This is a genomic window from Bradyrhizobium sp. BR 10261 (assembly GCF_019455395.1).
In the GTDB taxonomy this organism is placed as follows: Bacteria; Pseudomonadota; Alphaproteobacteria; order Rhizobiales; family Xanthobacteraceae; genus Bradyrhizobium; species Bradyrhizobium manausense.
Genome location: NZ_JACOFQ010000021.1, coordinates 1 through 22367, shown reverse-complemented (window position 1 = coordinate 22367; position 22367 = coordinate 1). Strand labels below are relative to the sequence as shown.

At 62.4% G+C, this 22367-nt stretch carries 36 protein-coding genes, 3 tRNA genes and 1 pseudogene; 24 read left to right on the top strand and 16 right to left on the bottom strand.

Features of this window, described 5'->3' with window-relative positions; all coding sequences use genetic code 11:
* Positions 1 to 8: 8 nt before the first annotated feature.
* The 10 genes from HYH07_RS23375 (at position 9) to HYH07_RS23330 (ending at position 3958) form a co-directional block, all read left to right on the top strand.
* Positions 9 to 269 carry a hypothetical protein gene (locus HYH07_RS23375; RefSeq protein WP_220004694.1) on the top strand — a complete coding sequence of 87 codons (261 nt, stop codon included), beginning with the start codon at positions 9 to 11 and terminating at the stop codon, positions 267 to 269.
* Entirely contained in the window at positions 266 to 586 is a 321-nt protein-coding gene (locus HYH07_RS23370) for a hypothetical protein (protein WP_220004693.1), read from the top strand. Before HYH07_RS23375 ends, HYH07_RS23370 begins: the two co-directional genes overlap by 4 nt.
* Complete coding sequence (locus HYH07_RS23365; RefSeq protein WP_220004692.1) at positions 583 to 792, top strand: hypothetical protein; 210 nt, start codon at positions 583 to 585, stop codon at positions 790 to 792. Before HYH07_RS23370 ends, HYH07_RS23365 begins: the two co-directional genes overlap by 4 nt.
* Positions 785 to 1069, top strand: coding sequence for a hypothetical protein (locus tag HYH07_RS23360; RefSeq protein ID WP_220004691.1), 285 nt, complete (start codon positions 785 to 787; stop codon positions 1067 to 1069). Before HYH07_RS23365 ends, HYH07_RS23360 begins: the two co-directional genes overlap by 8 nt.
* An 8-nt stretch (positions 1070 to 1077) precedes the next feature.
* Positions 1078 to 1153, top strand: a tRNA-Gly gene (locus HYH07_RS23355).
* A gap of 174 nt (positions 1154 to 1327) precedes the next feature.
* Positions 1328 to 1642, top strand: coding sequence for a hypothetical protein (locus tag HYH07_RS23350; RefSeq protein ID WP_220004690.1), 315 nt, complete (start codon positions 1328 to 1330; stop codon positions 1640 to 1642).
* Positions 1642 to 1821 (top strand): hypothetical protein, encoded by a 180-nt coding sequence (locus HYH07_RS23345; protein ID WP_220004689.1) that lies wholly within the window; start codon positions 1642 to 1644, stop codon positions 1819 to 1821. Before HYH07_RS23350 ends, HYH07_RS23345 begins: the two co-directional genes overlap by 1 nt.
* Complete coding sequence (locus HYH07_RS23340; RefSeq protein WP_220004688.1) at positions 1818 to 2243, top strand: hypothetical protein; 426 nt, start codon at positions 1818 to 1820, stop codon at positions 2241 to 2243. The genes HYH07_RS23345 and HYH07_RS23340 overlap by 4 nt, the downstream gene beginning before the upstream one ends.
* Complete coding sequence (locus HYH07_RS23335) at positions 2197 to 3423, top strand: hypothetical protein (protein ID WP_220004687.1); 1227 nt, start codon at positions 2197 to 2199, stop codon at positions 3421 to 3423. Before HYH07_RS23340 ends, HYH07_RS23335 begins: the two co-directional genes overlap by 47 nt.
* On the top strand, positions 3410 to 3958 hold the full coding sequence (locus HYH07_RS23330; protein ID WP_220004686.1) for a GIY-YIG nuclease family protein: 549 nt from the start codon (positions 3410 to 3412) through the stop codon (positions 3956 to 3958). The genes HYH07_RS23335 and HYH07_RS23330 overlap by 14 nt, the downstream gene beginning before the upstream one ends.
* An 18-nt stretch (positions 3959 to 3976) precedes the next feature.
* Here HYH07_RS23330 and HYH07_RS23325 read toward each other — a convergent pair.
* The 4 genes from HYH07_RS23325 to HYH07_RS23310 form a co-directional block, all read right to left on the bottom strand.
* A tRNA-Pro gene (locus HYH07_RS23325) sits at positions 3977 to 4053 on the bottom strand.
* 170 nt (positions 4054 to 4223) lie between these two features.
* A complete protein-coding gene (locus HYH07_RS23320; protein WP_220004807.1) occupies positions 4224 to 4703 on the bottom strand; it encodes a DUF192 domain-containing protein in 480 nt (159 codons plus the stop codon).
* Between the two features lie 174 nt (positions 4704 to 4877).
* Positions 4878 to 5510 (bottom strand): cold-shock protein, encoded by a 633-nt coding sequence (locus HYH07_RS23315; protein ID WP_220004806.1) that lies wholly within the window; start codon positions 5508 to 5510, stop codon positions 4878 to 4880.
* Positions 5511 to 5708: 198 nt separating this feature from the next.
* The gene (locus tag HYH07_RS23310) at positions 5709 to 6470 is read right to left on the bottom strand and encodes a Sir2 family NAD-dependent protein deacetylase (RefSeq protein ID WP_220004685.1); all 762 of its coding nucleotides are present in this window, start codon (positions 6468 to 6470) and stop codon (positions 5709 to 5711) included.
* A gap of 263 nt (positions 6471 to 6733) precedes the next feature.
* Here HYH07_RS23310 and HYH07_RS23305 point away from each other — a divergent pair, with 263 nt between their 5' ends.
* Entirely contained in the window at positions 6734 to 6898 is a 165-nt protein-coding gene (locus tag HYH07_RS23305) for a hypothetical protein (protein ID WP_164933808.1), read from the top strand.
* A gap of 73 nt (positions 6899 to 6971) precedes the next feature.
* Here HYH07_RS23305 and HYH07_RS23300 read toward each other — a convergent pair whose 3' ends face one another.
* Complete coding sequence (locus HYH07_RS23300; protein WP_220004684.1) at positions 6972 to 7256, bottom strand: hypothetical protein; 285 nt, start codon at positions 7254 to 7256, stop codon at positions 6972 to 6974.
* 279 nt (positions 7257 to 7535) lie between these two features.
* On the opposite strand from HYH07_RS23300, the gene HYH07_RS23295 reads away from it, so the two are divergent.
* Together HYH07_RS23295 and HYH07_RS36615 are read left to right on the top strand one after the other, a co-directional pair.
* Positions 7536 to 7766, top strand: coding sequence for a hypothetical protein (locus tag HYH07_RS23295; protein WP_057754732.1), 231 nt, complete (start codon positions 7536 to 7538; stop codon positions 7764 to 7766).
* A 74-nt stretch (positions 7767 to 7840) separates the two neighbouring features.
* The gene (locus HYH07_RS36615) at positions 7841 to 7966 is read left to right on the top strand and encodes a hypothetical protein (RefSeq protein WP_283842848.1); all 126 of its coding nucleotides are present in this window, start codon (positions 7841 to 7843) and stop codon (positions 7964 to 7966) included.
* A gap of 240 nt (positions 7967 to 8206) precedes the next feature.
* On the opposite strand, the gene HYH07_RS23290 is transcribed toward HYH07_RS36615, so the two are convergent.
* Both HYH07_RS23290 and HYH07_RS23285 read right to left on the bottom strand, forming a co-directional pair.
* Positions 8207 to 8347 carry a hypothetical protein gene (locus HYH07_RS23290; protein ID WP_167354004.1) on the bottom strand — a complete coding sequence of 47 codons (141 nt, stop codon included), beginning with the start codon at positions 8345 to 8347 and terminating at the stop codon, positions 8207 to 8209.
* Between the two features lie 470 nt (positions 8348 to 8817).
* Entirely contained in the window at positions 8818 to 9114 is a 297-nt protein-coding gene (locus tag HYH07_RS23285) for an HU family DNA-binding protein (protein WP_057754729.1), read from the bottom strand.
* Positions 9115 to 9525: 411 nt separating this feature from the next.
* Here HYH07_RS23285 and HYH07_RS23280 point away from each other — a divergent pair, with 411 nt between their 5' ends.
* Complete coding sequence (locus tag HYH07_RS23280; protein ID WP_220004683.1) at positions 9526 to 9828, top strand: hypothetical protein; 303 nt, start codon at positions 9526 to 9528, stop codon at positions 9826 to 9828.
* Positions 9829 to 9958: 130 nt separating this feature from the next.
* Here the strand turns inward: HYH07_RS23280 and HYH07_RS23275 are convergent, their stop codons facing one another.
* Together HYH07_RS23275 and HYH07_RS23270 are read right to left on the bottom strand one after the other, a co-directional pair.
* The gene (locus tag HYH07_RS23275; RefSeq protein ID WP_220004682.1) at positions 9959 to 10123 is read right to left on the bottom strand and encodes a hypothetical protein; all 165 of its coding nucleotides are present in this window, start codon (positions 10121 to 10123) and stop codon (positions 9959 to 9961) included.
* Between the two features lie 6 nt (positions 10124 to 10129).
* On the bottom strand, positions 10130 to 10336 hold the full coding sequence (locus HYH07_RS23270) for a hypothetical protein (RefSeq protein ID WP_220004681.1): 207 nt from the start codon (positions 10334 to 10336) through the stop codon (positions 10130 to 10132).
* Between the two features lie 696 nt (positions 10337 to 11032).
* On the opposite strand from HYH07_RS23270, the gene HYH07_RS23265 reads away from it, so the two are divergent.
* The gene (locus tag HYH07_RS23265) at positions 11033 to 11350 is read left to right on the top strand and encodes a PilZ domain-containing protein (RefSeq protein WP_057754719.1); all 318 of its coding nucleotides are present in this window, start codon (positions 11033 to 11035) and stop codon (positions 11348 to 11350) included.
* 196 nt (positions 11351 to 11546) lie between these two features.
* Here the strand turns inward: HYH07_RS23265 and HYH07_RS23260 are convergent, their stop codons facing one another.
* Both HYH07_RS23260 and HYH07_RS23255 read right to left on the bottom strand, forming a co-directional pair.
* Positions 11547 to 11882 (bottom strand): GYD domain-containing protein, encoded by a 336-nt coding sequence (locus HYH07_RS23260; protein ID WP_220004680.1) that lies wholly within the window; start codon positions 11880 to 11882, stop codon positions 11547 to 11549.
* A gap of 360 nt (positions 11883 to 12242) precedes the next feature.
* Entirely contained in the window at positions 12243 to 12872 is a 630-nt protein-coding gene (locus HYH07_RS23255; protein WP_220004679.1) for an outer membrane protein assembly factor BamE, read from the bottom strand.
* Positions 12873 to 13126: 254 nt separating this feature from the next.
* Here HYH07_RS23255 and HYH07_RS23250 point away from each other — a divergent pair, with 254 nt between their 5' ends.
* The 3 genes from HYH07_RS23250 to HYH07_RS23240 all read left to right on the top strand — a co-directional run bounded on the left by HYH07_RS23250 (position 13127) and on the right by HYH07_RS23240 (position 14557).
* Positions 13127 to 13630, top strand: coding sequence for a Spy/CpxP family protein refolding chaperone (locus tag HYH07_RS23250; RefSeq protein WP_220004678.1), 504 nt, complete (start codon positions 13127 to 13129; stop codon positions 13628 to 13630).
* 23 nt (positions 13631 to 13653) lie between these two features.
* A complete protein-coding gene (locus tag HYH07_RS23245; protein ID WP_220004677.1) occupies positions 13654 to 14154 on the top strand; it encodes a hypothetical protein in 501 nt (166 codons plus the stop codon).
* Between the two features lie 139 nt (positions 14155 to 14293).
* Complete coding sequence (locus HYH07_RS23240; RefSeq protein WP_220004676.1) at positions 14294 to 14557, top strand: hypothetical protein; 264 nt, start codon at positions 14294 to 14296, stop codon at positions 14555 to 14557.
* A gap of 97 nt (positions 14558 to 14654) precedes the next feature.
* On the opposite strand, the gene HYH07_RS23235 is transcribed toward HYH07_RS23240, so the two are convergent.
* Positions 14655 to 15572, bottom strand: a complete 918-nt coding sequence (locus HYH07_RS23235; protein ID WP_228749734.1) for an alpha/beta fold hydrolase — start codon at positions 15570 to 15572, stop codon at positions 14655 to 14657.
* A gap of 163 nt (positions 15573 to 15735) precedes the next feature.
* Between HYH07_RS23235 and HYH07_RS36825 the strand changes: the two are divergent.
* Positions 15736 to 16869 (top strand): annotated as a pseudogene (locus HYH07_RS36825) (tannase/feruloyl esterase family alpha/beta hydrolase); the annotation flags it as partial.
* Positions 16870 to 16986: 117 nt separating this feature from the next.
* Positions 16987 to 17403 carry a tannase/feruloyl esterase family alpha/beta hydrolase gene (locus tag HYH07_RS36820; protein WP_409363908.1) on the top strand — a complete coding sequence of 139 codons (417 nt, stop codon included), beginning with the start codon at positions 16987 to 16989 and terminating at the stop codon, positions 17401 to 17403.
* Positions 17404 to 17630: 227 nt separating this feature from the next.
* Here the strand turns inward: HYH07_RS36820 and HYH07_RS23225 are convergent, their stop codons facing one another.
* Positions 17631 to 18449 carry an alpha/beta fold hydrolase gene (locus tag HYH07_RS23225; RefSeq protein WP_220004674.1) on the bottom strand — a complete coding sequence of 273 codons (819 nt, stop codon included), beginning with the start codon at positions 18447 to 18449 and terminating at the stop codon, positions 17631 to 17633.
* A gap of 1317 nt (positions 18450 to 19766) precedes the next feature.
* On the opposite strand from HYH07_RS23225, the gene HYH07_RS23220 reads away from it, so the two are divergent.
* The 3 genes from HYH07_RS23220 (at position 19767) to HYH07_RS23210 (ending at position 21204) form a co-directional block, all read left to right on the top strand.
* A complete protein-coding gene (locus HYH07_RS23220) occupies positions 19767 to 20219 on the top strand; it encodes a VOC family protein (RefSeq protein WP_220004673.1) in 453 nt (150 codons plus the stop codon).
* On the top strand, positions 20186 to 20371 hold the full coding sequence (locus HYH07_RS23215) for a hypothetical protein (RefSeq protein WP_220004812.1): 186 nt from the start codon (positions 20186 to 20188) through the stop codon (positions 20369 to 20371). Before HYH07_RS23220 ends, HYH07_RS23215 begins: the two co-directional genes overlap by 34 nt.
* A gap of 194 nt (positions 20372 to 20565) precedes the next feature.
* On the top strand, positions 20566 to 21204 hold the full coding sequence (locus tag HYH07_RS23210; protein WP_220004672.1) for a glutathione S-transferase family protein: 639 nt from the start codon (positions 20566 to 20568) through the stop codon (positions 21202 to 21204).
* Positions 21205 to 21323: 119 nt separating this feature from the next.
* Here HYH07_RS23210 and HYH07_RS23205 read toward each other — a convergent pair whose 3' ends face one another.
* From HYH07_RS23205 to HYH07_RS23195, 3 genes are read right to left on the bottom strand one after another with little or no spacing between them, the layout of a single operon-like run.
* Positions 21324 to 21491, bottom strand: a complete 168-nt coding sequence (locus tag HYH07_RS23205) for a hypothetical protein (protein WP_220004671.1) — start codon at positions 21489 to 21491, stop codon at positions 21324 to 21326.
* Positions 21492 to 21497: 6 nt separating this feature from the next.
* Entirely contained in the window at positions 21498 to 21728 is a 231-nt protein-coding gene (locus HYH07_RS23200) for a porin (RefSeq protein WP_220004670.1), read from the bottom strand.
* A gap of 46 nt (positions 21729 to 21774) precedes the next feature.
* Positions 21775 to 22029 (bottom strand): PilZ domain-containing protein, encoded by a 255-nt coding sequence (locus HYH07_RS23195; protein ID WP_057754690.1) that lies wholly within the window; start codon positions 22027 to 22029, stop codon positions 21775 to 21777.
* 226 nt (positions 22030 to 22255) lie between these two features.
* Here HYH07_RS23195 and HYH07_RS23190 point away from each other — a divergent pair.
* Positions 22256 to 22330, top strand: a tRNA-Glu gene (locus HYH07_RS23190).
* Positions 22331 to 22367 lie beyond the last annotated feature (37 nt).

The window sequence follows — 22367 nt, the reverse complement described above, 5'->3', positions numbered from 1 at the left end:
GGGTAGCCATGCGACAGGTCAGCGAAGCGGTGCCGCGCGCCGCCACCAAACACTGGATTGATCTCATCGATCGCGTGACCTTCGGCATCCAGCGCATCGCCGAAGCTGATCGCCTGAACAGCCGCTTCATTTTCGTCTCCGAGATCTACGAAGGCGCCGACCGGATGTCTTCGCGCATCGGCGTCGACCGTCGCGCCGCGGCCGCCGCGCTCGGGCTGGTGCTGGTCCAGGTTGCCGGCTTCTCCGCACCTTTCGAGGTGCAGCGATGAGCCGCTCCAACGTCACCCGCGCCTATTGCTTCGCGTCTGGCCTGATCGAGTTCGGCCGGCGCGTGCCCGACGGCGCCCTCGTGATCGCGCGCGGGCCCGAAACTGAACTGCGCGACTATATCGCCGGCGTCGCGCGCCACGGCTATCGCACGCGCCTCCAGGGCGGCCGGCCAATCAAGATCGAGGGCAGCGACACGCTGCTCGTTCCGGGCCTGCCCGAAGCGCCGAACCAGCTGGTCGCCAAGGCGCGCCTCGAGCATTGGCTCAAGCTGATCGACATCCGGGCGCCGAAGAACGTGCGGGTGCTGCCGCGATGACGGCCCGCATCATCCCTTTTCCGAAGCTCTATCCGGCCCACACGTCGCGCAACCAGGCCGGCCTGGTTCTCATCTTGCCGGTGATCAGGATCGAGCGCGAGAATGGCCCCGACGACAGCCGTCGGCGGCGCCGGCGCGAGCCCGATTTTGTCGCCACCGACTTTCCACTGATCGACGGACCGCTGACGCGAGGCCCCAATGGTTGAGATCTCGCGCGTCACCGCCAAGGAGGCGGCAAAGTCGATCCGCCCTGGCACGGTCAAAACGGTCGAGCTGCTGTTCCAGACCTCGGGCGGCCACGTTGCGCTCGTCCGCGTGTCGAAATCGCAGGTGATAACCATGCTTCGTCGCCTGCCGGACGGTGCTTCCGTCTCGATCGAGATCCTGAAGGGCTTTCAGAAAGCGACGATCGCCGGCGCGATCGGCCCGTTGCGCGGCGGCGATCTTTCGCGCGCGGCCGCGCTTGCGAGGCGCATGTCATGACGACTTTTGCGGGGATAGCTCAAGACAGAGCGGCGGCGCTACCCACGCCGCAGGTTGGAGGTATCGAATCCTTCCCCCGCTCCACCGCTTGTGATCGCGACGCTTGCGAGCTCGGCCACGGGGACACGGCCGATGGCCTGCCTGGCGCATCACGCCCGCCGAGATCCTGGCGCGCACCTTCGAGGGCTTTCGCGACGTCCTGTCCTGTCTCGTCGGCTATCGCGCCGGCGAGCTTGATCGGCTGAATGGGAGGAGCGCATGTTCTGCGAAGCCGTTGACATGAACTTGGACGTAACCGCCCGCCCGCGCACCGCGGGCCTCGCCTGCAAGTTCTGCGGCTGCACCGATGATAACGCGTGTCCCGGTCCATGCCGCTGGGTGTCGATCGACCCGCCGATTTGCTCGGCCTGTGCAGGAAAGGAAGCTGCGAGCCAACTCGTTCTCCCCGCGACCGCCGGCCTCTTCACCGCGCAAAATTGTCCGGGATCCGCAACGCCAGCTCTGCATTGCCCGATCTTCATCGACCATTGCTCAGGCTATTGCGCGCGCTGCCAAGAAGGATTCGAGCTGTGATGCAGCCGGGTCGCGAGATCACCGAGGTCGGGCGCCTGGTCGAGGCGATTTTCAACTGCCGCGTCGTTGCCGCGGGCATCGAAATGCGCCTCTGCCGGTGCCCGCCTGATAACGCCGAGCAGCTCGCGCGCGTCCGGCGGAAGATGCTCGAGGTCGCCGACAAGCTCGAGGGGCGATGAGCAACGTGAGCGAGCCCGAAAACAGGCGCGACGAATCGGTGGGCCTCTACGTCAGTTGGGAGGAGCTGCATCGCCGCGTGGCGCCGGCGCTCGGCCGCGATGCTTTTCGGGCACTGGTCAAAGACAAAGTCGCAAAGGCGGGTTTTCCACCGTTCAGCGACAGCTGGAAGGGGTTTTACTGGCCAAAAGTGAGGGCCTGGCTGGACTCTCAGAACGAGGTTGGAGCAGATGAAAGGGTCACCATCAGCGCCCTCGAAGTCGAAGACGGCGCCGACGAAGGCTTCAGGCATGCCCCGCCGCGGAGAAAGGCCCGGGTTCAAGATCGGCCGCAACAACCTGGGATACTGGCTGGCCAGCCAGGTCACCAGAGACCCCATGGGGTTTCCCGACACCTGCATTCCGTTGCCACCGGGCGCGAGTGACGAGGAGATCGGGGAGCTATGCCGAGGCTACACAGCGCAGCTGCGCCAGCACATCGAAGCCGAAAAGAAGAAGCTCGAGACCGGCGATCCGTCGCTGACGAAGACGCGCTACGACGGGACGATCAAGGCGGCCTGTCAGATCTACCAGGAGCATCCCAACTCCGCGTTCAACTACAACATCAGCGACACCACGCGGCGCGGCTACCTCTCCGACCTCAAGGTGATCATCGAGAGCGTCGGCCATCGGCGCATAAAGGGCTGCACGACGCTAGACGTCGAGGCCTGGTACCGGGAATGGCGCAAGGGTGCCGAGTACGTCGACGACGACGGCACGACCTGGTTCGGACCGGAGCGCATCGCAAGGGCCCACAACGCGGTTGCCATGGTGCGGACAGTGCTGCGTTTCATGGCGCGACTGCGCTATGCCGACTGCAAACTGCTCGCCGAGGAGCTGACGAACGTCAAGTTCGAGCGCGAGGGCGCGCGCGAGCAGGAGCTCACCTATCAGCATGTCCGCGATTTCATCAGAGCGGCGGGCGAAATGGTGGACAAGGGTTTGATCGCGCGCGATCGCGCGCTCTACCTCTCGATTGCGACGGCCGCCCAGTTCGAGCTGATGCTGCGCCAGGGCGACATCATCGGCAAATGGCAGAAGCGCAAGGAAGGCGCCAAGTTTCCCGGCGGCATCGAGCTGCTGCATGTCGGCAAGGATACCTGGGCGGGCTTCTTCACCTGGGAGAAGATCCCAGGCTGGCGCTGGCGCACGCGCACCTCGAAGTCGAAATATCGGGCCGCGGTCGAGTACGATCTGCAGATCTACGACCTGCTTTTCCCGCTGCTCGACCAGGTGCCGATGGAGGAGCGCACCGGCGCCATCATCAAGGGCGAGCTCGGCCTGCCAATTCGCTACCGCACGTTCGTGAAGGCATTTCGCAAGATCGCTCAGGTGGCCAAGATCCCGGACGAGGTCTGGAGCATGGACGCGCGAGCCGGCGGCGCCGGCGAGGCGGACGAGGCTGGCGTCGACACGACGCTGATCTCGGCCGGCCTTACCCACACCAACGTCACGACGACCGGCCGCTACTTGCGCCGGCGAGCAAAGAAGATCGTCACCATCGCCGAGGCGCGCAAACAGGCGCGCGCCGCCGGCGACAGCGGAGGCAGCGATGACGTCGCGTAAGCGTATTCCGGGCTGTCAGCGGCTACCGAAGCCGGGGGGCTGCTTCACCTGGTATTGGTCGGCGTCGCAGATTTCTCGACTGTCCAGCGGCTTTTACCCACGCAGCGTCCGCCTCTGGCACGGCCTCGGCGAGCCGGATGCGGCGGAGCTGGAGCAGATCGAGGCGCGCGCCCGGCAGCTGACGCTTGACCTCGAGGACTGGTTGGCCCAGCCGGAGCGAAAGGTCCGCTCGGCCCGAGGCTATGTGTATGTGATCAAGGCGGGCGAGAACGTAAAGATCGGTTTCTCGAAGGATGTCGACCAGCGGCAGAAGCAGCTGCAGACGTTCTTCCCCTTCCCGCTCGAGCTGCTGCTTTCAATGCCAGGCTCGGCGCTCACCGAGCGGCAACTGCATCGTCGCTTCAAGTGTTCACGCGTCACCGGCGAGTGGTTTCGCCTAACCCCGGAAATCTCTACGTTCGTTCAGCAGAACAACGTCAGAACCGCATGTCAGAATCGCGGTCCGGAATGTCAGAATCGCAGGGAAAAAGTTTAGGAGATTCAACGTCGGGACTGGTCGGGGCAGCTGGATTCGAACCAACGACCTGCAGTACCCAAAACTGCCGCGCTACCAGGCTGCGCTATACCCCGAATGTCCGGCGAGCCCCGTCGATACACGCTTCCTGGAGGCCCATCAAGCTTTCCAAGCCGCCGGCAAGCATCCAATCCGCCGGCAAGCATCCAAGCCGCCGGCAGGCATTCAAAAGCCGCCGGCGCTGCCCCGAAAATCCATCCGCCCGGCGGCAACAGCCCTGCCCGATCTATTTGCTGCCGAACAGGGGGTGCCCGACGCGGTCGCCGGGGCGGATGCCGTATTTCTGGGCTGTTCCCGCCACGACCTCGAGGACGGCCCGGGCGGGCCCCTTGGATGAGATGATCTTGGTTGAGAGCGGCTCGGTGTTTTCGGCGATGCGCAGGATGCGGCCATCGGCGCGAATGAAGATCATGTCGAGCGAGACATAGGTGTTCTTCATCCACATCGACACTTCCTGCTCGGGATTGAAGTCGAACAGCATGCCTTTGCCGTCGGCCAATTCCTTGCGGTACATCAGCCCGGTCTGCTTCTCCTCCTCCGTGGTCGCCATCTCCACCGAGAACACCTGCACGCCGTTCTTGGTGACGATCTCGAGCGGCTGAAAACTGGCGGCGCGAACGGGGGCGACGGCGAAGCCGACAATGACGAGAGCGGCGGCAAGAAAGCCCCGGGCAACGGACCGGGCGGCCTTTCGATCAATGCTCATGGCAGAAAACTCGGCAGAAAACTCGGCAGGAAACGCGGCAGGAAACGCGGTGACGATCATGATGGCCCGACGGTTGCGGGACTGCGACATCCTTACGCGGCCACCGCCCCAAAAGCCAGAAGCGCGCAAGGCCCATGCGCGCTTCTGCTAACGAATACGAAAATTTGAAGCCCGCTAGTGCGACTGGAGGCCTGGCGAGCCGGTTTCGGGGTGGATCTCGGCGGCCATCATGCCCTTGGAGCCAGGCCCGAAGCGGACCAGCACATACTGGCCCGGGCGCAGCTCGGTCATGCCGAAGCGGCGCAGCGTCTCCATGTGCACGAAAATGTCGGGAGTGCCCTCGCCGCAGGTCAGGAAGCCGAAGCCGCGCAGCCGGTTGAACCATTTGACCTGGGCCCGCTCGAGGCCGCTGGTCGCGGTGACCGTGACGTGGGTGCGCGGCGGCAGCATCTGTGCGGGATGGATCGCGGTCGACTCGTCCATCGAGACGACGCGGAAAGCTTGGTAGCCCTTGGCGCGCTGGACGCACTCGACGACGATGCGGGCGCCCTCGTAAGCGGTCTGGAAGCCGTCGCGTCTAAGCACGGTAACGTGCAGGAGGACGTCGGGCCAGCCATTGTCGGGGACGATGAAGCCGTAGCCCTTTGAGGCGTCAAACCATTTGATGACGCCATGGACCTCGACGAGGTTGGCGCTGCCCTCACCTAGCCCGGTGAAGGGACTGAGCGCGTTGTCGCGACCGGCGCCGTGCTCGCCCGACGCGGGAACTCCCAGCTTCTTGGACTCAAATCCGTCCGACGACCCCATAACCCCGGACCCCGCAACTGCCATGCAACCCGCCACATTGGCGGTGCTCGAATCACGCGTCTTAAGAGAATCTTCTCATTCGACGCGACGCGAATCTTTCGACTCAAAAGATAACACTCCCGGTTGAGACGCATAGATAAAAAAGTGATTCGCCTGAACCTATGAACAGCTTGCACGGCCGCGAATCAAACTAACGCCTCAATTGCCGACAAAGGGCCCGAGCGTCTCGCCGATGTCGTGGCGGATGACGAGGTCGGCGATGTCGTCCTGCTCGGTCGGCTCGCGATTGATGATCACCAAACGTGCACCCGAATTCTTCGCCATCATCGGAAAGCCGGCCGCCGGCCACACCACGAGCGAGGAACCGATGGCGATGAAGAGGTCGCAAGACTGCGACAGCTCGGTCGCGCGCTGCATTTCATCCTCGGGCATCGCCTGACCAAATGAGATCGTTGCGGTTTTCACCGGCTCGTCGCATGCGGTGCAGTCAGGGGCCGCGCCGTCCTGGTCGAAGCGGCGTTTCACCCAGTCGAGCTGATAGACCTGCCCGCATCCGATGCAGCGCGCGTAAGTGGTATTGCCATGAAGTTCAATCACGCAATCGGGAGCGAAGCCGGAGGCCTGGTGCAGGTTGTCGATGTTCTGGGTGATCACCGCCGGAACCTTCCCGGCGCGATGCAGTGCCGCCAGCGCACGATGACCGCGGCCGGGCTTTGCCGCGGCGAACACCTCATCCATCGCGAAACGGCGGCGCCAGGATTCATCGCGCGCCGACTGGCTCGCGACGAACTCTTCGAACTGGATCGGGCGGTGGCGGGTCCAAATGCCGCCCGGTGAGCGGAAGTCCGGGATGCCGCACTCGGTCGAGATGCCGGCACCGGTAAACGGCATGATGATCCTGGCACGCGCGATCATGTCGCCGAGTTGCTCGACGCCGCTCTGAAGGTCCTTTGCAATCATGTGCCACCTCCCGATTCAAAGTCGCGTCTGCTGCACCATTTGCAGGCGGCAAGATTGTTGACGCTGTTATCCCCCGCCGCGCAAGTCATGCACTGTCATCAGGCGGCAATCTTTTCCGATCCTCGCTTATCACAATCCTGCAATGCCTCCTCCCCATTGACGCCCCAATCAGAAGCGCCAATGCATGTGTTGACGCGACTCAACGTGATTGCGGCGGCAGTACTTGAGTTCAGACGCGCACAAATGTGGAGTGGGGATTTGACATGACCGAAGACGAACAACGCAAGATCCGCGAACGCGAAGAGATCGCCGCCCGTGTCGCCGCCTTCCGAGCCACGCAGGAGAAATTCAAGCGCGAGCGCGAAGAGTATTTCGTCTCGACGCTGGAGAACGCCCGCAAGGTGGAACGGCCCTCTCTTTGGCCGTGAGCGCATCGCACGGTGCCCGCCGAACGAAAAAAGCCCGGAGCATCGCTCCGGGCTTTTTCGATTCCTTGGGCCATTACCAGTGACGGTAGTAATAGCGGTGGTGCCGGTAGTACGGTCCGCCATAATAGGCATACGGGCCCGGGCCGTAGTCTTCATAATAGACCGGGCCGCCATAATAGCCGTATCTCGGTCCGTAATAGCCGTACGGATGGGACGCTGCGACGGCGCCCGCGGTGATCGCGCCGGCGGCGAGACCGAACGCAAGGCCCGGGCCGTAGTCGTGCGCCTGTGCGGGGGCCGCAACCGCGGTCACGCCGACGGCGGCGACGGTGGCAAGGACTGCGAGTGTCTTTTTCATGATCTCCTCCTTCGCATCTGGTCGGACAACGCAGCCCCGACGCATTGGTTCGCTGCGGATGGAACCGCAACGGGCAGAAAATAATCTCGCGGCGGACGGAACGTTTTGAACTGCGATGGATTGAGGCCATACATGCGAAGGCCTCCGCCATCCGGTTGGGGCAAGAGCATGAAGACCCCGTCAGCATCTCCGCGGTGCTGGCGGGGTTTTTAGTTTCGCGGACAAAATGGCAGCAGACATCAATGGCTGCCAACGGGGCGGGAGGCCGAGGAGACAAGATTGCCGATATCCGCTTTGCTCGCCCGCATCCGCAGGCTCGTTCCCGCAAACGACACGCAGCATTACGACGAGATCGTCCGGAACTTCGGCACCGGCGCGCTTCGTCCGCCGCCGACGCCAATGAGCGACGGCGAGCTCGCCCGCGCCATCGCCGAGTTCCTCAAATCATCGCCGTCCCCGGAGGCGGTTGCGACGCTCGGTCGGCGGCTCGATCCCACCTCGCCGCTTTGAGCGGCGTTTCTTCGCGAGGGAACAGGCGCCTCGCGCGCGGGTTGAAATCGTCTTCCCGCAAGAGGAGGCTCATCATGCCCGTCTGGCTCGAAGTCTTGCTCAACCTGTCCGGCTATGCCGGCTTCGTGGCGCTCGCAACAAGCGGCGCTGGGTGCTCGCACGACTCCGCCGAGGACGAGACCGGCCGCAGCAAACGCTAATTAGCCTGCCGCCCGTGACCCGCCGTGCACCAGCCGGTCGGCCTTTCAAAGGATTCGATAGACTCGTTTGGCACGGGCCGCGGCGCCGATGCCTCCTCACACACGACCCGTTCTGCATCCGACTCCATTTCGTTCTCGAACAACGAATCGGAGGCGACTCATTCGGTGGCAAGCATTTCCTAACGAGCGATGAAGCGACGCGCCGTCACCGGGGATCGTCATCGCCTCGAGCGGATGCCTTCAAGCCGCCGCGCGCCGGGCGCTCGGCTTCTCCGCAAAGCATTCCAGGATCTGGATACGGATTTCCTCTGCGGCCGGGCCCTCGACCTTCCTGAGCTGGTTCCAGAGCCGGATCACTTCGCGCTGCTTCTCAACGGTCATGAATCATCTCCTCGAGCAGATGACTCACTAGAACAAAATGAGAACATAAAGTCCAGCCCGCACGCCAATTTCCTTTGCGTATCGCATTGAACCTTTTCGGCGCGCTTAAGACCTATGGAAGCTGGGGATTTCAGCGCCCAGTCAGATTGGCAGCGCCGCGATGGACGAACATATTCCGTCACCGCGGCGCTGTTGCCTTTTTGATTTTCAACCTTAAGTTAGAGAGCGGCTGGCGGCCAGGCGCTGAAATCCCAACGCCGTCAGCGAGAGAGCCCCGTGCGCAAGCGCGGGGTTTTTTCGTCGTGCAGGAATGGCCTTGGAGAATTCCACGCAGAACTTGACGACATCAGTCTGAGAGCATGATCCGGGAACGTGGGAAGCGGTTTTCCGAAAAGATCATGTAAAAAAGAGCTAAAGCGCGATGGTGATTCAACCCGATCTCATCGCGCTTTAGACGCGCGACAGCCGGATCAGACGGCGTCCTTCGCCACCTTCAGCGGCGAGGCCTTGACCGACTTGCTCGCCGGCTTGGCAGCAAACTGCATCGGCTCCTTGGTGAAGGGATTGATGCCCATGCGGGCCTCGGTCGCCGGCTTGTTGACGACCGACATCTTCACGAAACCGGGAATAACGAACTCGCCGGACTCGTTGAGCTCCTTGTAGCCGACCGTCGCCATGTACTCGATGACCGACTTTACGTCGTTCTTCGCAAGCTGCGTGCCCTCGGCAATCGCATCGATCAATTGAGTCTTGGTCATCTTCGCCATGTCTGGAATTCCTCTGAATGGGGTGCGCGCGAGCTGCGCTGTAGCTTTGTCCCGGAAACGGTAAAACCATGCGCGCCGCGTCTGTTCGTGCCTGAAGGCCACGAAGCAGCCGGGCTTAGAGCCCATCAGGGGCGAAAACGCAAGCAGCAGTTCGGCTCGGGTTCCGTCCTGTTTCCGTCTGGCCGTGGCGATTACGTCGCCTCGGCAACGGTGCTGAGGACGGCGTACGTCCGATGCTTTGGCGCGCTTGAACCCGCGTGAGGGAGGTCCGCGCGTTGACCGTCACGGGAGTTTTCCACACCAGGCGTCCCCTCAACGGGAAACTTTCATCTCGATGCATGTTGTTCAGACTCTGGTAACCTAACGCATCCACTCTTTCATGCAGTCTTGTTGCGTTGGAGTACCCGAAAAGTGCTGAATTTTGACGAGCTGCGTGAACTCGCGGCCGATGTCCGCGTATTTGTCGATGTCGCCGAAGACAAGGCCGAAGCGCTGAGGTCGGTCATCAGGGCCTACGACGTGGTGCTGGCGATCTTCCCGTCCGGAGACGGCATGGGCCTCCACGTCATCAAGGGCAAGGATATCCTGGACAAGATCGCAAAGTCGTGCACGCACGCGATCTACAGCCACACGGCGATCGCGGTGCCTGACCTTGAGCATGCCGAAGCACTGAAATATTTGACGACGCCGCCAGAGCAACGGATCGCGGCGTAGAGCATGATCCGAAAAAGTGTGAAGCGGTTTTTCCGCGCGACATCAGCGGAACGCGTTTGCGTGGAGATCATGCTCAAATAAGGCGGCAAGCGCCGAGACAACGAGCGATCGTCCTCGGGACGATCGCCTTTCAGTGCCCCCATATCGCGATGGCAAAGCCGATCGCGAGAATGCCGATGCCGATGATGATGCTCCCGGCTTCTGCCACGTCGTCCGCGCCGAACAATTTGGCGATGGCGGCTCCAACCAGGTTAAGGACCATCTCGAAGACGAAGCCGAACAAGGCGTCAAGCATGGCAGCTCATCCAGCCTTGCCAGACTTGATGCCGTGCACCGCGTCGCCGATCGAGCCGCCCACGACCAGCGCAGCGAACACCGGCCAGCCTGCAGACACGACCAGGATCGTCGCCAAATGCGCGTCCTCGCCAGGCCGCCGATAGGCATCGTAGCCGGCGAAGAACACCACCGCGATCAGGCAGCTGACGACGTATCGTTTGAACCATGTCACGGCGAAATGCCCTCGTTTCCAGGCATTCGTCGCCTCAAGCGCCATCCCGGTTCATGCTTGCTTCGTTTGCGGGAGAGGCCGACACGATGCCGCAATCGCGCGGCCGCCGGGATGAATTCGATGCTGCAGGGGCTAAGGTTCGCCTATCCGGCCTGGCCAGGATCCATCCCCTGTGTCCTTGGTCGCAAAATGGCATCCAGCCGCAACCAGGCCCAGCGCAATGTTCGCGCCAAGCAGGATTTGCAGGAGGAGGCTCATGTCCTCGCTCACATACCTGACGTCGTGGCGGAGGACATAGCGCACAGGATGTGCACCGTCAGGCTCATGAGGCGAGATGGCCACAAGCGCAAGCAACGCGACCGTCCCGCAAAGCGCGACCCCCCACGCAATTCGTCCAAGCCTTCGTATCCAGCGCTTCATGCCGCCATCGTCATGGCTGTCCCCGCTTCGCTTTGCCTGACGTCGTCACCGCAATTGCAAGCCCTTCAGCATGTGACTTGGTCGCCCCGGCCCGCAAGGGGTTCATGAGGCGCCGTTCAAGGTCGCCTCGACCTGGATCAGTGCGACGCAGCGCAACAATCCCGTGCAAATCTCACCATGATTTTAAGCCTCCGCCCCCGCCGCCTTGTTCACCGAAGAGCAAGCTTCTTGCCGTAGCCTGCACCACCGCTTGGAGATCATCACCGGGGGTGCTCGATGAGCGAGGGAGAGTTACGCAAGGACAGGCGCGTCGCGTTCGAACGGCCGCTCGATGCGCGCGTCATGGCGATCGACGGCACATGGCAGCGCGCCTGCAAGATCCACGACGTCTCCGAAATGGGGGCGAAGCTGGTGATCGACGGCGCAGTGACGGATATCGGCCAGAGGGAATTCTTCCTGGTGCTGTCCCCCATTGGCCTCGCCTACCGACACTGCGAGCTTGCCTGGATCAATGGCGAATTCGTCGGCGTTCAATTCATCAATCGCGGCAGGGCAGCGAAGCGAGCGCGTCGCGGCGAAACCCTGGTGAAGTGACGGGGAACTCGCAAACTGTAGTCGGCGTGCTTTGTAGAGTGGGTTAGCTCAGCGGATGCGCGAAGCGCAGTCCGTTGAGCGTAACCCACCAACTTCGGTCGGCATTTGCGAAAAGCAAGGTGGGTTACGCCGAGCGAACCGCGTTTTGCGCGGTCGCAGGGCTAACCCACCCAGCGACAGCGGTGGTTCACAGAGATCAGCTGCCCGGCGGCTTGTAAGACGCGCGCAGCTTGGCTGCATTCTGCCGCACCTGCTTGATCTCGTCCTGGGTGAACAGGCGCGTCAGCTTCACGTTCTGCAGCGCACCTGTGGCAACGGTCAGCCCCGAAATCGCCGGTGCAACGCTCGGATCAGGCACGTCGAAGATCACGAGAACGCCGGGCCCGTCGGCAGCAACGCTGTACATCGAGACCAGCTTTCCACCGCCGGCTTCGATCACCTTTGCTGCCGCTTCCTGGCGATTGGTCGTGGGGTTTTCCAGGATGGCATTGAGAGAACGCGGGGTGTATTGCCCTGTGATACAGAAATGCATGGCTGAATTCCTTCTGAACTCATGAAAATCTGGCCGTGACGAGTTGGTCGTCACGAGCGTCGCTTGCGTCAATGATGGAGTACTTGCCCGCCGTGGGCACAAAGGCCGCCGGTTACCGACGAGATTTCGGCACACCTCGTTGGCGGCTCGTCCTGACGATACATCAGCCGGAGCAGGTGTGAAAGACGCCTTTCGCGTGCAGCCGCTGCAAGCGCGTCGGATGAGTTGCGCTCTTGCAAGTGTGCTGTCATCGCATTTTCGAAGGTGGTGCAGAAGCTGGGGTATCCGATGGGATCATGGCGGGAGCGGCGTTGCTCGCTCGCATCACGCGGTGAAGCATGAACGCTGCCAGCAGCCACTTCAATTCGTCGTGGTCTTGCCGCCGCGCATGGACACGAGCTTGTCCTCACGAAATCCGAGAATGAGCCATGCGGTCTCATCGAAACCGTGTGGGCGCTTTCCCGCGTGAGAATACACCATCTGGCCAGCTTCCGACTTCGACGGTTGTCCCAGCGCCGTGATGACCTGCTGACGCGACATACCTAAACGCAGCTTGCCGTCGAAGACGACGGGCGAGAACTTGTCCGGGAAGATGGCGCAATCGGTCGAGGCGCGGGCGTCTTTCTCGGCGGGCTCCTCGACGATCTCCGTGACGCGATGGTCCGCGCCGCCCATCTCTCCGCTGGACACCACCCATATCAGATGCTGCGCGCGCCGATAACACAGCCAGTAGCTGCTACCTGCAGCGTCGCCCTGCTGTTGCATCGTCCCCTCGCCCACGGCTTCGCTGATAGCACCGAGCGGCGTCTCCTCGAAGCGGCCGGCGAATGCGCCCAGCGAAAAGCGGGTCGCCAATCTCTTCACGACCGTCGGCGGCACGCGCTCGAGCGCATGCTCGTCGAGTGGCGGCGGCGGTGTCTGCGCGAAGCAGTCGTCCGCGGAGATCGCGAAAAGCAGAAGCAGCAGGAAGAGCGTCTTTGTCCGAACCATGCAGCTTAGTCGCGCTCGCTCGACAAGGGTTCAGTCGGCTTCCACCGTTCACTGCGAAGCCTTGATGTAGCCTTTGGCCTTCATCCATGTGGCCGCAAGGTTCGGGCAGTCGGAGACTGGAGTTATGGCGACAGGCGCGGAACCGTAACACATCTATAGGCCTGTCACCTGTCCTTTGACTTAGGTCAACATAGCGCCCGCCCGCACAGCTCCTTCTACTCGGGGGCACAGGATACAAAGCTCAGGAGTGTGCCATGGGCAGCAAAGCAAGCTTTGCGGCGATCGCGCTGCTGGCGACGACTTCATCTCTCACCCTCGCAGCCGAGGCGCCATCGACGGTGGGAGTAGCGCAGCCGAGCACCGCCGACCTGAAAAGCCTGACGGACATGCGTGTCGGCATCGTCAAGGCGGCGTTGCAATTGACGTCCGAGCAGGAAAAACTCTGGCCAGCCGTTGAGGAAGCCATCCGCAACAGAGCGAAGAACCGGCAGGCTCGCCTGGAGCGCATCGCCGAACTGCATGACGACGCGACGGATCCCCTCCACCAAACCAACCCGGTCGAGCTCATGCAACGCAGGGCGGACCGGCTGATTCAGCGCGGAGCCGATCTCAAGAAGCTCGCCGATGCCTGGGAGCCGCTCTACAGAACATTGAGTGATGATCAGAAGAGGAGAATGTCTTTTGCTTCCTATGTCGTCGTGCGGGGCATGCACGATGTGATCGAGCACAGCGTGGAAGCTCAGGACGACGACGATTAGAGCCAACAACGTGGAGGTAGATCATGCTTCGATACATCCTCACTGCTTTGGCAGCACTCATTCTGGTGACCGCCAGTCTCATTCCCGATGACGCGCTCGCCCGGCGAGGTGGCGGCGGTGGCGGCTACCGTGGTGGTGGTGGCGGCATGCGCGCCGGGGGCTTTCATGGCGGCGGCATGCGCGCAGCTCACGTCCGCGGCGGTGCCGTTCATGCCGGGCGCATCCATGGTGGCCGCGGCTACCGCGTCGCCGGAGGTCCTCGGCCGTCGCATCCAATAGCGGGCCGTCCGGGCCGCCCCGGCTATCCCGGTCGTCCGATCGCAGGCCGTCCGGGCCGTCCAATCGCCGGCTACCCCGGATATGGTGGCGGCTACTATCGCCCGGGTTGGGGCTACGGTGCCGCCGCTGTGGGAGCAGCAGCCGCAGCAGGAGCTTACGGCTACTACAACAACTACAACAGCGGCTGCTACTACGACGCCAATGGCAACTACGTCTGTCCGGGCCAATATCCCTACGGCTATTGACGAGATCGATCGCGCGCGGGCGGCAGAGATCACCCTGCCCCCGCGACGTCGAAGGGCCGACCTTCAATAGGCGCGAAGCGATTTTCTCTTGTATCCGACTTCGCACATTCGTCATGCAGACGCAGCACGGGGGATGGGAATGTGGGTGCTGATGTACGTCTTCTCCTACTCTGTCAGCCCGGCCGCGACGAGCGACAAGGCGGAATGGAGGCTGCTTCCGACGGTGGTGTTTCAGGAATTCACGAGTGAAGAGCGGTGCAAGTCGGCCAAATCGGCACTTGAGGGGAGCTTGAAAGATGCCGGTACCAAGCTGCGAAGCGGTTTGGAGGACCTGAAGAGCATCGGAAAAGCCGATCCTGCCCAGATCATCATCGCTTACAACGTGGAGTGCCTTCCGAAATAAAGTCGCTCACGGCGCTGCCACGTAAGCTCAAAGGGTACAGGATGGGTTGAGCCCTTGCGAAACCCATCTCTTCTGGATCACCGCTCTCCGAGCGCCTTCAGCTGGTCCAGCTTCGTACCGTCAGAACTGCCGCTGCAAAGTCTTCAGGCGCTTCCCAGGGCAAATTGTGACCGCAGTCGACGACGCGATGTTCGTGTCTGCCGCTGAACATCGGCGCATGGTTGGCCGTTCCGCCCGGCTTGAGCGGGTCGCGGGTGCCGTCGAGTGTCACGCAGGGAACGCTGATCTTGGGCTTGTCCGCGAGCCGCGCTTCAAGCGGATCCAGGTCTTTCTCGCCCGCTTCCGTTCCCAAATGGAAGCGATAGCAATGGATGACAACATCGACAAAGTCGGGGTTGTCGAATGAGGCAGCCGTCCGCTCAAACGTCGCATCATCGAATTGCCAGCCCGGGGACCATTGCGTCCACAAAATCCGGCAGAGCTCGCGGCGATATTTCTCAAGACACTCGCGCCCGCGTTCGCGCTGGAACAGATGCTGATACCAGACAACTTGTTCAAGCGAGGGCTCGTAAGCGTGCCGGTGGCGCTCAATATCGGCGACGTCATAACCGGCGTAGGAGACCAGTCCCGTAACCCGCTCCGGCCACAACGCCGAAGCGACGCACGAGGCGAGGCCGCCCCAGTCGTACCCCGCCAGAATCGCGCGATCCAGTCCCAGACCGTCGAGCAGACCGATGATGTCGGCAGCGAGCGCCGCCTGCTGACCGCTCCGCATGCGGTCGGCCGACAGGAAGCGCGTCGGCCCGAATCCCCTGAGATAAGGAACAATGACACGGGCACCCGCCTCAGTGAGTTTCGGCACGACTTCGTCGTAGGCGTGAACGTCGTATGGAAACCCATGCAACAGCACCACGGGCCAACCACCGGCCGGGCCCTGCTCCAGATAGGCGATCTCGAGAGTATCGGTGCACACAGTCTTCAAGGTCCACTCCCCGTTGATCTGAAGCCAAAACATTCCATCAATAGATATCTGCAGGTTGCGTTCCGGGATTCGAGAGCGGAGCGCAACCCTGCGGATTGCAATCGGTCACGGGGGATGACGGTGATGCTGCTGGACTGGACTGCACCGCTGAAGTGAGACACGATCATTACAGTGTCGGTGCACCGTATCGGCCCGCATGAGTGACGTGCACCGCAATAAAATAGAAAACGGCAGGGAAGAAACGATGCAGCGAAAAAGAAATCTGGCGCTTGATAGTGCCATGGCTTGCCCGGCTCTCGTAGCAGCCATCATGGTCCTTGCCATCTCGCCGGCACGCGCCGACGATTCAGCCAACATCCCGCCCGCCCTCAAATGCGCTGACTTGTCCAACTGGACGATGCCGGGATCGACGGCAACCATCGCCAAGGCCGAAATGGTGCCGGAGGCGCCGCCGGGCACCGTGCAGCCGTCGCCGCCGGCGCCGGCCACAATATCGGTGGCGCTTCCGCAAAACTGCCGCGCCGATGGCGTGATCGATCAGCGCGTGGGCGTCGAGGGCAAACCTTACGCGATCGGCTTTGCCGTCGCCCTGCCCGATCGCTGGAACGGCGGGTTCTTGTTTCAGGGCGGCGGCGGTTTGAACGGCTCGATCCGGCCGCCGCTGGGTTACCAGGCGGCCGGCGAGGTGCCGGCGCTGGCGCGCGGCTTTGCCGTCGTCTCGACCGACAGCGGTCATCAGGGCGCGGTGTTCGATGCCTCGTTCCTGAAGGATCAGGAAGCCGCGCTCAACTTCGCCACGGCCTCCGTCGGCAAGGTGACGCTGGCCGCCAAGGCGATCGTCGCGCATTACTACGGCCAGCCCGCAAGACATTCCTATTTCACGGGGTGCTCGACCGGGGGCCGCGAAGGCATGCTGGCCTCGGCGCGCTATCCCGAACAATTCGACGGCATCGTCGCCGGCGCGCCTGCGATGCGCACCGGCAACTCCAATATCGGTCTCGCCTGGGCCAACGCTGCCTTCAGCCAGGTCGCGCCGAAAGATGCGTCCGGCAAGCCGGAGCCCGCAAAAACTTTTTCCGCTGATGAGCGCAAGCTGATCACGAACGCGATCCTCGATGCCTGCGACGCCAAGGACGGCGTTAGGGATGGCCTGATCTTCGACGGCAAGGCCTGTCAGTTCGATCCCGGGGTCCTCACCTGCAAAGGCGACATCAAGGAGTCCTGCCTGGCCCCGCCGCAGGTCGATGCCATCAGGAAGGCTTTTGCCGGACCGAAGAATTCACGCGGCACGCCTGTCTACCCGCCGTTCCCGTGGGACAGCGGCGTGGCCGCCGAAGGCGTTGCCATTCCCGGCATCCTGGCGACAGGCGCGCGCAGTCCGGTCGGACCGCCTGTCTGGGAGAGCATCGACGTCGATCAACTCGAAGACCGGGTCAATGCGAGCGGGATGGATCGCCTCGCCAACACCGCCTACTGGACCAACCTTTCGAGCTATTTCGGCCATGGCGGCAAGCTGCTGTTTTACCACGGTGTGAGCGATCCCTGGTTCTCGGCTGAAGACACCGTGAATTACTACGAGCGCATGGCGGCGGATTCCGGCGGCATGGAGATGGTGCGGGAGACATCGAGCCGGGCCTTCCTGGTGCCCGGCATGGGCCACTGCTCGAGCGGCGCAACGCTCGATCGCTTCGATCTCCTCAGCGCGGTCGTGAACTGGGTGGAAGACGGCAAGGCGCCCGATGCGGTGGTCGCGACGGGACCAGCCTTTCCCGGCCGCAGCCGGCCGCTGTGCGCCTATCCGCAACATGCGCATTACAAGGGCCAAGGCGATCCGGAGAGCGCGGCGAGTTTCGAGTGCAGGTAGGAGAGATGTGCGCGGTCAAATGCGAACCATAGAACGCGAAGCCTGGGATTAGAGTGACCTCAAGGCCGAGCATCGTTGCCAAGACGCCGCTTCGATCGAGACCTTGGCCGATGAATTTTCGAGGAGGGTTTGCTTGTTCGTTTCTTCGTCACTACGGCGAAACCCGAACCCTCCTCGATATGCACCCACAAATGTCTACCATAGGCGATAGTGGATGAGAGATGTCGTCAAGACCTGATGAACGAGAGCAGGTCGGGGTTGAGGACATCCGCATGCGTGGTGAGCATGCCATGGGGATAGCCGGGATAAGTTTTCAGCGACCCGTTCTTAAGCAGCTTGACCGCACGCGGCACTGAACTTGCGAACGGGACGACTTGATCAGCCTCGCCATGCATCACCAGCACCGGCACGGTGATCTTCTTGAGGTCTTCGGTATAATCTTCGAGCCAAGAGTCGACGGTTGCGTAATGAGCGAGGGCGCCGCCGGCCATGCCTTGGCGCCACCAGTTCGCAATGATCGCCTCCGAAGGCTTCGCCCCATCTCGGTTGTAACCGTAGAACGGATTCTCAGGGACGAAACGGTAGAACTCCGACCGGTTGCCCAGCACGCCTGCCCGGATCGTTTCGAACCACTCCGGCGGTTGACCGGACGGGTTGTCCTCGCTCCGGTACATGTTCGGCGTCAGTGAAGCGACTAGCGCCGCCTTCGCGACGCGCTCCTGGTGGCGAGCGACATAGCGAGCCACCTCGCCGCCACCTGTGGAATGGCCGATGTGGATCGCCTCGCGCAGGTTGAGGTGTTCAGCCAGGGCCGCGAGGTCGGCAACCCATTGGTCCATGTTGTTGCCGGTGCTGGGCTGGTCGGACCGGCCATGGCCGCGCCGATCGTGGGCGATCACCCGGTAGCCGTGGCGAAGGAAGAAGCTCATCTGGGCGTCCCAGTCGTCCGCCGTCAGCGGCCAGCCGTGGCTGAAAACGATCGGCTGCCCTGAGCCCCAATCCTTATAGAAGATGTTGACGCCGTCCGTCGTCGTGATCGTGGGCATTGTTCCGTTCCTTTCGATGAGCCGCGGACGAGAGTCATCGCTCGCTGGCGCGGCGCTCCAGCGATGATCCCGTGAAACCAAGATGACCAGTCGTCGATTAAGTGTCAGCAGAGAGGACAAAAACAAAGCGCTCGAAGCCGGCGAAGGGCACACGGCTCCGTTCGACCTTGGCACGCATGACGCCCCTTCGAACGCGTCCATCAGCGCGACGGCAAGCTTCCCTGGATCCTTTCCGGCCGATAATTCCCCTTTCTCCAGCGCTTCCTCAGAAAGCTGCCCCACTTCCACAGCTTGTTGCGCTCTGGTTCTGGCAACTCATAGAAGCGATACCATTCAATATAAGGTATCCGCCCAGGTATCGCGCGATAAGAATGAGTACGACTTACACGTTCGCAGGATTTTCTGAAGGCAATACGTATTGGACCTATGAAATAGGCCGCCAACTGAGGCGGCCTTAATTGTTCCAGTTGTGTTGTCCGCACGACGACATGCTCGGCGGAAGCCGTCGAGTGCACTGTCACCGTTAATGGCCGATTGACGGTGAAGAAGCCTCCACACGAAACGAAGCCGAGGAGGTCCGCGGTCATGGCGCGACACTACCACGCAACAAGAGCGATGGGTTTCGCAAGGGCTCAACTCATCCTACGGGCTGTATTTACTTTACCCTTGCCGCGGCGTTCGAATGGTGCCCCGGCGTCACGTTTGCAGCGATTTCGAATGGTGCTCGGCGGAAAAGCAATTTAGGGCACTGTCACTGCAATTCTTCGATTCAATCGCGCTTCGACGGCGTGCTGCATTCTGTGTCTGATTGTGCATTCATGAATTTGGACATCGGTTACGTTTTCCGCTTCGCACATTCTACGGAGGGAAGCAGTGTCCAAATCTTCCCTTTGCGATACGTCGGAGGCGACCAAACCATGGATTAGCAGGACGAACAGACCGGCACCGAATAGGGTGAAAATCGGAAAATTGCTCATCTCCTCACCTCTTAGGCGTCTCCCATTGGTCCTATAACGCAAACGTCTTTGCCGAGTTTTCCCGGTCTTCAAAATATCGTCAGCGTCGAATAGCGGTGGCACTGCAATCAAGCTTGGCTGGCTTCAGCAACCGCGCGTCTTTTGCTCCAGCACTCGCTATGGCGTTGCAGCAGAAGAAGTCTCTATCCAACTAAACAGTTTGACCGCAATTTTCCCGACAGGCCCAACCCTACCTCAGGTTCCCCCGCCCCCTGCCCCTCCTCCCCGTTTCCTGCTATCTCTCCCCCCGCCGTTTCCGGCCCAAAGCAAAACCCTCCGATACCCAAAGGGAGCAACAACCATGCGTTATCTCCACACCATGCTGCGCGTGCGCAATCTCGATATCGCGCTGAAGTTTTACCAGGATGCGCTGGGGCTGAAGGAGGTGCGGCGGATCGACAACGAGAAGGGGCGGTTCACGCTGGTGTTCCTGTGCGCGTCTGACGATCTCGAGGCGCTGAAAAAGCAGCCGCCGACGCGCGGCGCGCCGCTGGTCGAGCTCACTTACAACTGGGATGAGGAGAAGTATGGCGAGGACCGCTTTTTCGGCCATCTCGCCTATGAGGTCGACGACATCTACGCCACCTGCGAGAAGCTGCAGAAGGCCGGCGTCACCATCAACCGGCCGCCGCGCGACGGCAACATGGCCTTCGTTCGCTCGCCCGATCTGCACTCGATCGAGCTGCTGCAGAAGGGCGAGCCGAAGGCGCCCGCCGAGCCATGGGTTTCAATGCCGAACACCGGCCATTGGTAGGCGGCTATCAGCAGGAACAAGCGACCGTGGCCGGCGTTGGCCCTCCGACAACGCTGATGGAGGAGAACGCGATGGGACGCGGAATTTTGCTGTGGCTGCTGGGTGTGCCGATCCCGGTGATCATTCTGTTGTGGCTGTTCTTCGGCCATTGATTCCAGCGCAAACGCGTTGAGCGTTTGTCGCTCCAGCGCAAACGCGTTGAGCGTTTGTCGCATCCGGCACCCCGCAGTGAAAGCTCCGCTCGCCTGAGCGGAGCTTTTTGCATGAGGGGCGCGCGCAATCGGCGTCGCTGCCTACGGCGAATTCGGCTATCACCCGCGACAAATAAACTTGCGGGAGACGCTTGATGCCGGACACACAGCTGACGATCTGGGGCCGCGCCAATTCGGTCAACGTGCAGAAGGTGCTGTGGTGCCTGACGGAGCTCGCGTTGCCCTATCAGCGCATCGATGCCGGCATGGCTTACGGCAAGACCCGCGAGCCCGAATATCTCGCCATGAATCCCAATGCGCGCGTGCCGACGCTGGTCGAGGGCGATTTCTCGCTGTGGGAGTCCAACTCGATCATGCGCTATCTCTGCATGGCGCATGGGCGCAGCACGCCCATCTATCCGGAGGCGCCAAAGCTGCGCGCCGGCGTCGACCGCTGGCTCGACTGGACGCTGTCGACGGTGCAGCCGGTCGACCGCCCGGTGTTCTGGGGCATCGTGCGCACGCCGCCCGCCGAGCGCGACATGATCCAGGTGCAGAAGGATGCCGATGCCGCGGCCGAGGTCTGGGCGATCGCGGATCAGCTCCTGGCGAGCCGCCCCTACATGGAGGGCGACGCCTTCACGCTCGCCGATATCGCCGTGGGCGCCTATGCGCGGCGCTGGTTGGGGGTCGAGGGCATCACCCGGCCGGCGCAGCCGAACCTGACGCGGTGGCTCGCCGGTCTCGCCAAGCGGCCCGGATTTGCCGAGCATGTGGCCCCGCCGATGTCGTGAGCGGCTGGCGGGATTTAAGTTGCGGAGAGCGCGCGCTGAATTGCCATGGGCGCGCAAAAGGCTCCGTGCCCGGCGTCTACCGTGCATGGGGTTGTTTTCGCGTTTTGGTTTGAAGGGGCCTAATGCCAGCCGCGCTCGACCGTCACGACGATGGCGATCAGCGCCAGCGTCACCACCACTGTGGCAATCCTTGCGGTCCAGGACAGCCCGCGGCCGACCCACCACAGCAGCGCGCAATACATCAGCAGGGGCACCAGAAGATCGAGCCGCACCAGATCCGCTGGCATCGGGCTTTAGTGCCTGACCGTGGTGTCGAGGCGGACCGCCCCGCCGATCTTCACGCAGGTCCCCTCGACCATGGTGAAGCCCTGGCCATAGGCGGCGCAGGCATTGGCTTTCGCCGTCCCGCTTGTGCCCTTGAGCGGCAGGGTCTTCGTCGATGGCTCGGTGGGCGGCAGGCGCAGGGTCTCGGCGCCGGCGGCTTGGGTCATCGCGAAGGCGGCGAGGATGAGGAGAGCACGCATGCGGCCCTTCTAGCGTGGCGCGGCACGCGGCGCCATCCGGGGGCGGCTAGAGGAACCTGACGCCCGCCGACTTGCCGCGGCGCCAGACCACCTGGCAGCTTCGCCCGGTCCGCGCGTCCCGCGCAAAGGCCATCCGGATCACGCCCGGAAGCTGACTGGCATCCTCGTCCAGCGTGATCCTGGCGCCCGAGGGCGAGATATCCCGGACCAGGCAATGCCGCGCCGCGAATCCGCCGTCCAGCGTGATCCAGGCGTGCTGCGACAGCAGCTTGCGGGCTGCGCGCTTCTTGGGCTGAGGCATCGGCGAAAAATCTCCCGCGCCAGCGCTAGCGCAAGGAACCCTAAGAAACCGTTGAAATCGCGGCCCGAACCGGCCCGGGGCCTTCTATCCACCGCCGGCCAAAGAGCCTGCCGGAACGGCTTGCCCGCGGCCGCAAAGGCCACTATACGTTCGCCCGCTGCAAGCCGCCGGGCACGACTCGGACGGCCAGCGGGCCTGTCGCCATCAGCGGCGTGGCCTTGCGTTTGCTCCCTTCGTCTATCGGTTAGGACGCCACCCTTTCACGGTGGAGAGAGCGGTTCGATTCCGCTAGGGAGCGCCACAATACCGCAAATCCAAGCCGATATTTGAGGGTTAGC

Excerpts from the sequence above, each read along its gene's own strand:
- HYH07_RS23235 (WP_228749734.1), bottom strand. The coding sequence starts at position 15,572 with ATGTTTTGGCTTCAGATCAACGGGGAGTGGACCTTGAAGACTGTGTGC.
- HYH07_RS23290 (WP_167354004.1), bottom strand. The coding sequence starts at position 8,347 with ATGACCGTTGAGAAGCAGCGCGAAGTGATCCGGCTCTGGAACCAGCTC.
- HYH07_RS36615 (WP_283842848.1), top strand. The coding sequence starts at position 7,841 with ATGCCCGTCTGGCTCGAAGTCTTGCTCAACCTGTCCGGCTATGCCGGC.
- HYH07_RS23330 (WP_220004686.1), top strand. The coding sequence starts at position 3,410 with ATGACGTCGCGTAAGCGTATTCCGGGCTGTCAGCGGCTACCGAAGCCG.
- HYH07_RS23345 (WP_220004689.1), top strand. The coding sequence starts at position 1,642 with ATGCAGCCGGGTCGCGAGATCACCGAGGTCGGGCGCCTGGTCGAGGCG.
- HYH07_RS23250 (WP_220004678.1), top strand. The coding sequence starts at position 13,127 with ATGGGCAGCAAAGCAAGCTTTGCGGCGATCGCGCTGCTGGCGACGACT.
- HYH07_RS23300 (WP_220004684.1), bottom strand. The coding sequence starts at position 7,256 with ATGAAAAAGACACTCGCAGTCCTTGCCACCGTCGCCGCCGTCGGCGTG.
- HYH07_RS36820 (WP_409363908.1), top strand. The coding sequence starts at position 16,987 with ATGGATCGCCTCGCCAACACCGCCTACTGGACCAACCTTTCGAGCTAT.
- HYH07_RS23340 (WP_220004688.1), top strand. The coding sequence starts at position 1,818 with ATGAGCAACGTGAGCGAGCCCGAAAACAGGCGCGACGAATCGGTGGGC.
- HYH07_RS23205 (WP_220004671.1), bottom strand. The coding sequence starts at position 21,491 with ATGCCAGCGGATCTGGTGCGGCTCGATCTTCTGGTGCCCCTGCTGATG.
- HYH07_RS23335 (WP_220004687.1), top strand. The coding sequence starts at position 2,197 with ATGGGGTTTCCCGACACCTGCATTCCGTTGCCACCGGGCGCGAGTGAC.
- HYH07_RS23320 (WP_220004807.1), bottom strand. The coding sequence starts at position 4,703 with ATGAGCATTGATCGAAAGGCCGCCCGGTCCGTTGCCCGGGGCTTTCTT.
- HYH07_RS23350 (WP_220004690.1), top strand. The coding sequence starts at position 1,328 with ATGTTCTGCGAAGCCGTTGACATGAACTTGGACGTAACCGCCCGCCCG.
- HYH07_RS23210 (WP_220004672.1), top strand. The coding sequence starts at position 20,566 with ATGCCGGACACACAGCTGACGATCTGGGGCCGCGCCAATTCGGTCAAC.
- HYH07_RS23285 (WP_057754729.1), bottom strand. The coding sequence starts at position 9,114 with ATGGCGAAGATGACCAAGACTCAATTGATCGATGCGATTGCCGAGGGC.
- HYH07_RS23195 (WP_057754690.1), bottom strand. The coding sequence starts at position 22,029 with ATGCCTCAGCCCAAGAAGCGCGCAGCCCGCAAGCTGCTGTCGCAGCAC.
- HYH07_RS23260 (WP_220004680.1), bottom strand. The coding sequence starts at position 11,882 with ATGCATTTCTGTATCACAGGGCAATACACCCCGCGTTCTCTCAATGCC.
- HYH07_RS23315 (WP_220004806.1), bottom strand. The coding sequence starts at position 5,510 with ATGGGGTCGTCGGACGGATTTGAGTCCAAGAAGCTGGGAGTTCCCGCG.
- HYH07_RS23200 (WP_220004670.1), bottom strand. The coding sequence starts at position 21,728 with ATGCGTGCTCTCCTCATCCTCGCCGCCTTCGCGATGACCCAAGCCGCC.
- HYH07_RS23370 (WP_220004693.1), top strand. The coding sequence starts at position 266 with ATGAGCCGCTCCAACGTCACCCGCGCCTATTGCTTCGCGTCTGGCCTG.
- HYH07_RS23245 (WP_220004677.1), top strand. The coding sequence starts at position 13,654 with ATGCTTCGATACATCCTCACTGCTTTGGCAGCACTCATTCTGGTGACC.
- HYH07_RS23275 (WP_220004682.1), bottom strand. The coding sequence starts at position 10,123 with ATGCTTGACGCCTTGTTCGGCTTCGTCTTCGAGATGGTCCTTAACCTG.
- HYH07_RS23365 (WP_220004692.1), top strand. The coding sequence starts at position 583 with ATGACGGCCCGCATCATCCCTTTTCCGAAGCTCTATCCGGCCCACACG.
- HYH07_RS23310 (WP_220004685.1), bottom strand. The coding sequence starts at position 6,470 with ATGATTGCAAAGGACCTTCAGAGCGGCGTCGAGCAACTCGGCGACATG.
- HYH07_RS23220 (WP_220004673.1), top strand. The coding sequence starts at position 19,767 with ATGCGTTATCTCCACACCATGCTGCGCGTGCGCAATCTCGATATCGCG.
- HYH07_RS23255 (WP_220004679.1), bottom strand. The coding sequence starts at position 12,872 with ATGGTTCGGACAAAGACGCTCTTCCTGCTGCTTCTGCTTTTCGCGATC.
- HYH07_RS23240 (WP_220004676.1), top strand. The coding sequence starts at position 14,294 with ATGTGGGTGCTGATGTACGTCTTCTCCTACTCTGTCAGCCCGGCCGCG.
- HYH07_RS23225 (WP_220004674.1), bottom strand. The coding sequence starts at position 18,449 with ATGCCCACGATCACGACGACGGACGGCGTCAACATCTTCTATAAGGAT.
- HYH07_RS23265 (WP_057754719.1), top strand. The coding sequence starts at position 11,033 with ATGAGCGAGGGAGAGTTACGCAAGGACAGGCGCGTCGCGTTCGAACGG.
- HYH07_RS23305 (WP_164933808.1), top strand. The coding sequence starts at position 6,734 with ATGACCGAAGACGAACAACGCAAGATCCGCGAACGCGAAGAGATCGCC.
- HYH07_RS23360 (WP_220004691.1), top strand. The coding sequence starts at position 785 with ATGGTTGAGATCTCGCGCGTCACCGCCAAGGAGGCGGCAAAGTCGATC.
- HYH07_RS23375 (WP_220004694.1), top strand. The coding sequence starts at position 9 with ATGCGACAGGTCAGCGAAGCGGTGCCGCGCGCCGCCACCAAACACTGG.
- HYH07_RS23215 (WP_220004812.1), top strand. The coding sequence starts at position 20,186 with ATGGGTTTCAATGCCGAACACCGGCCATTGGTAGGCGGCTATCAGCAG.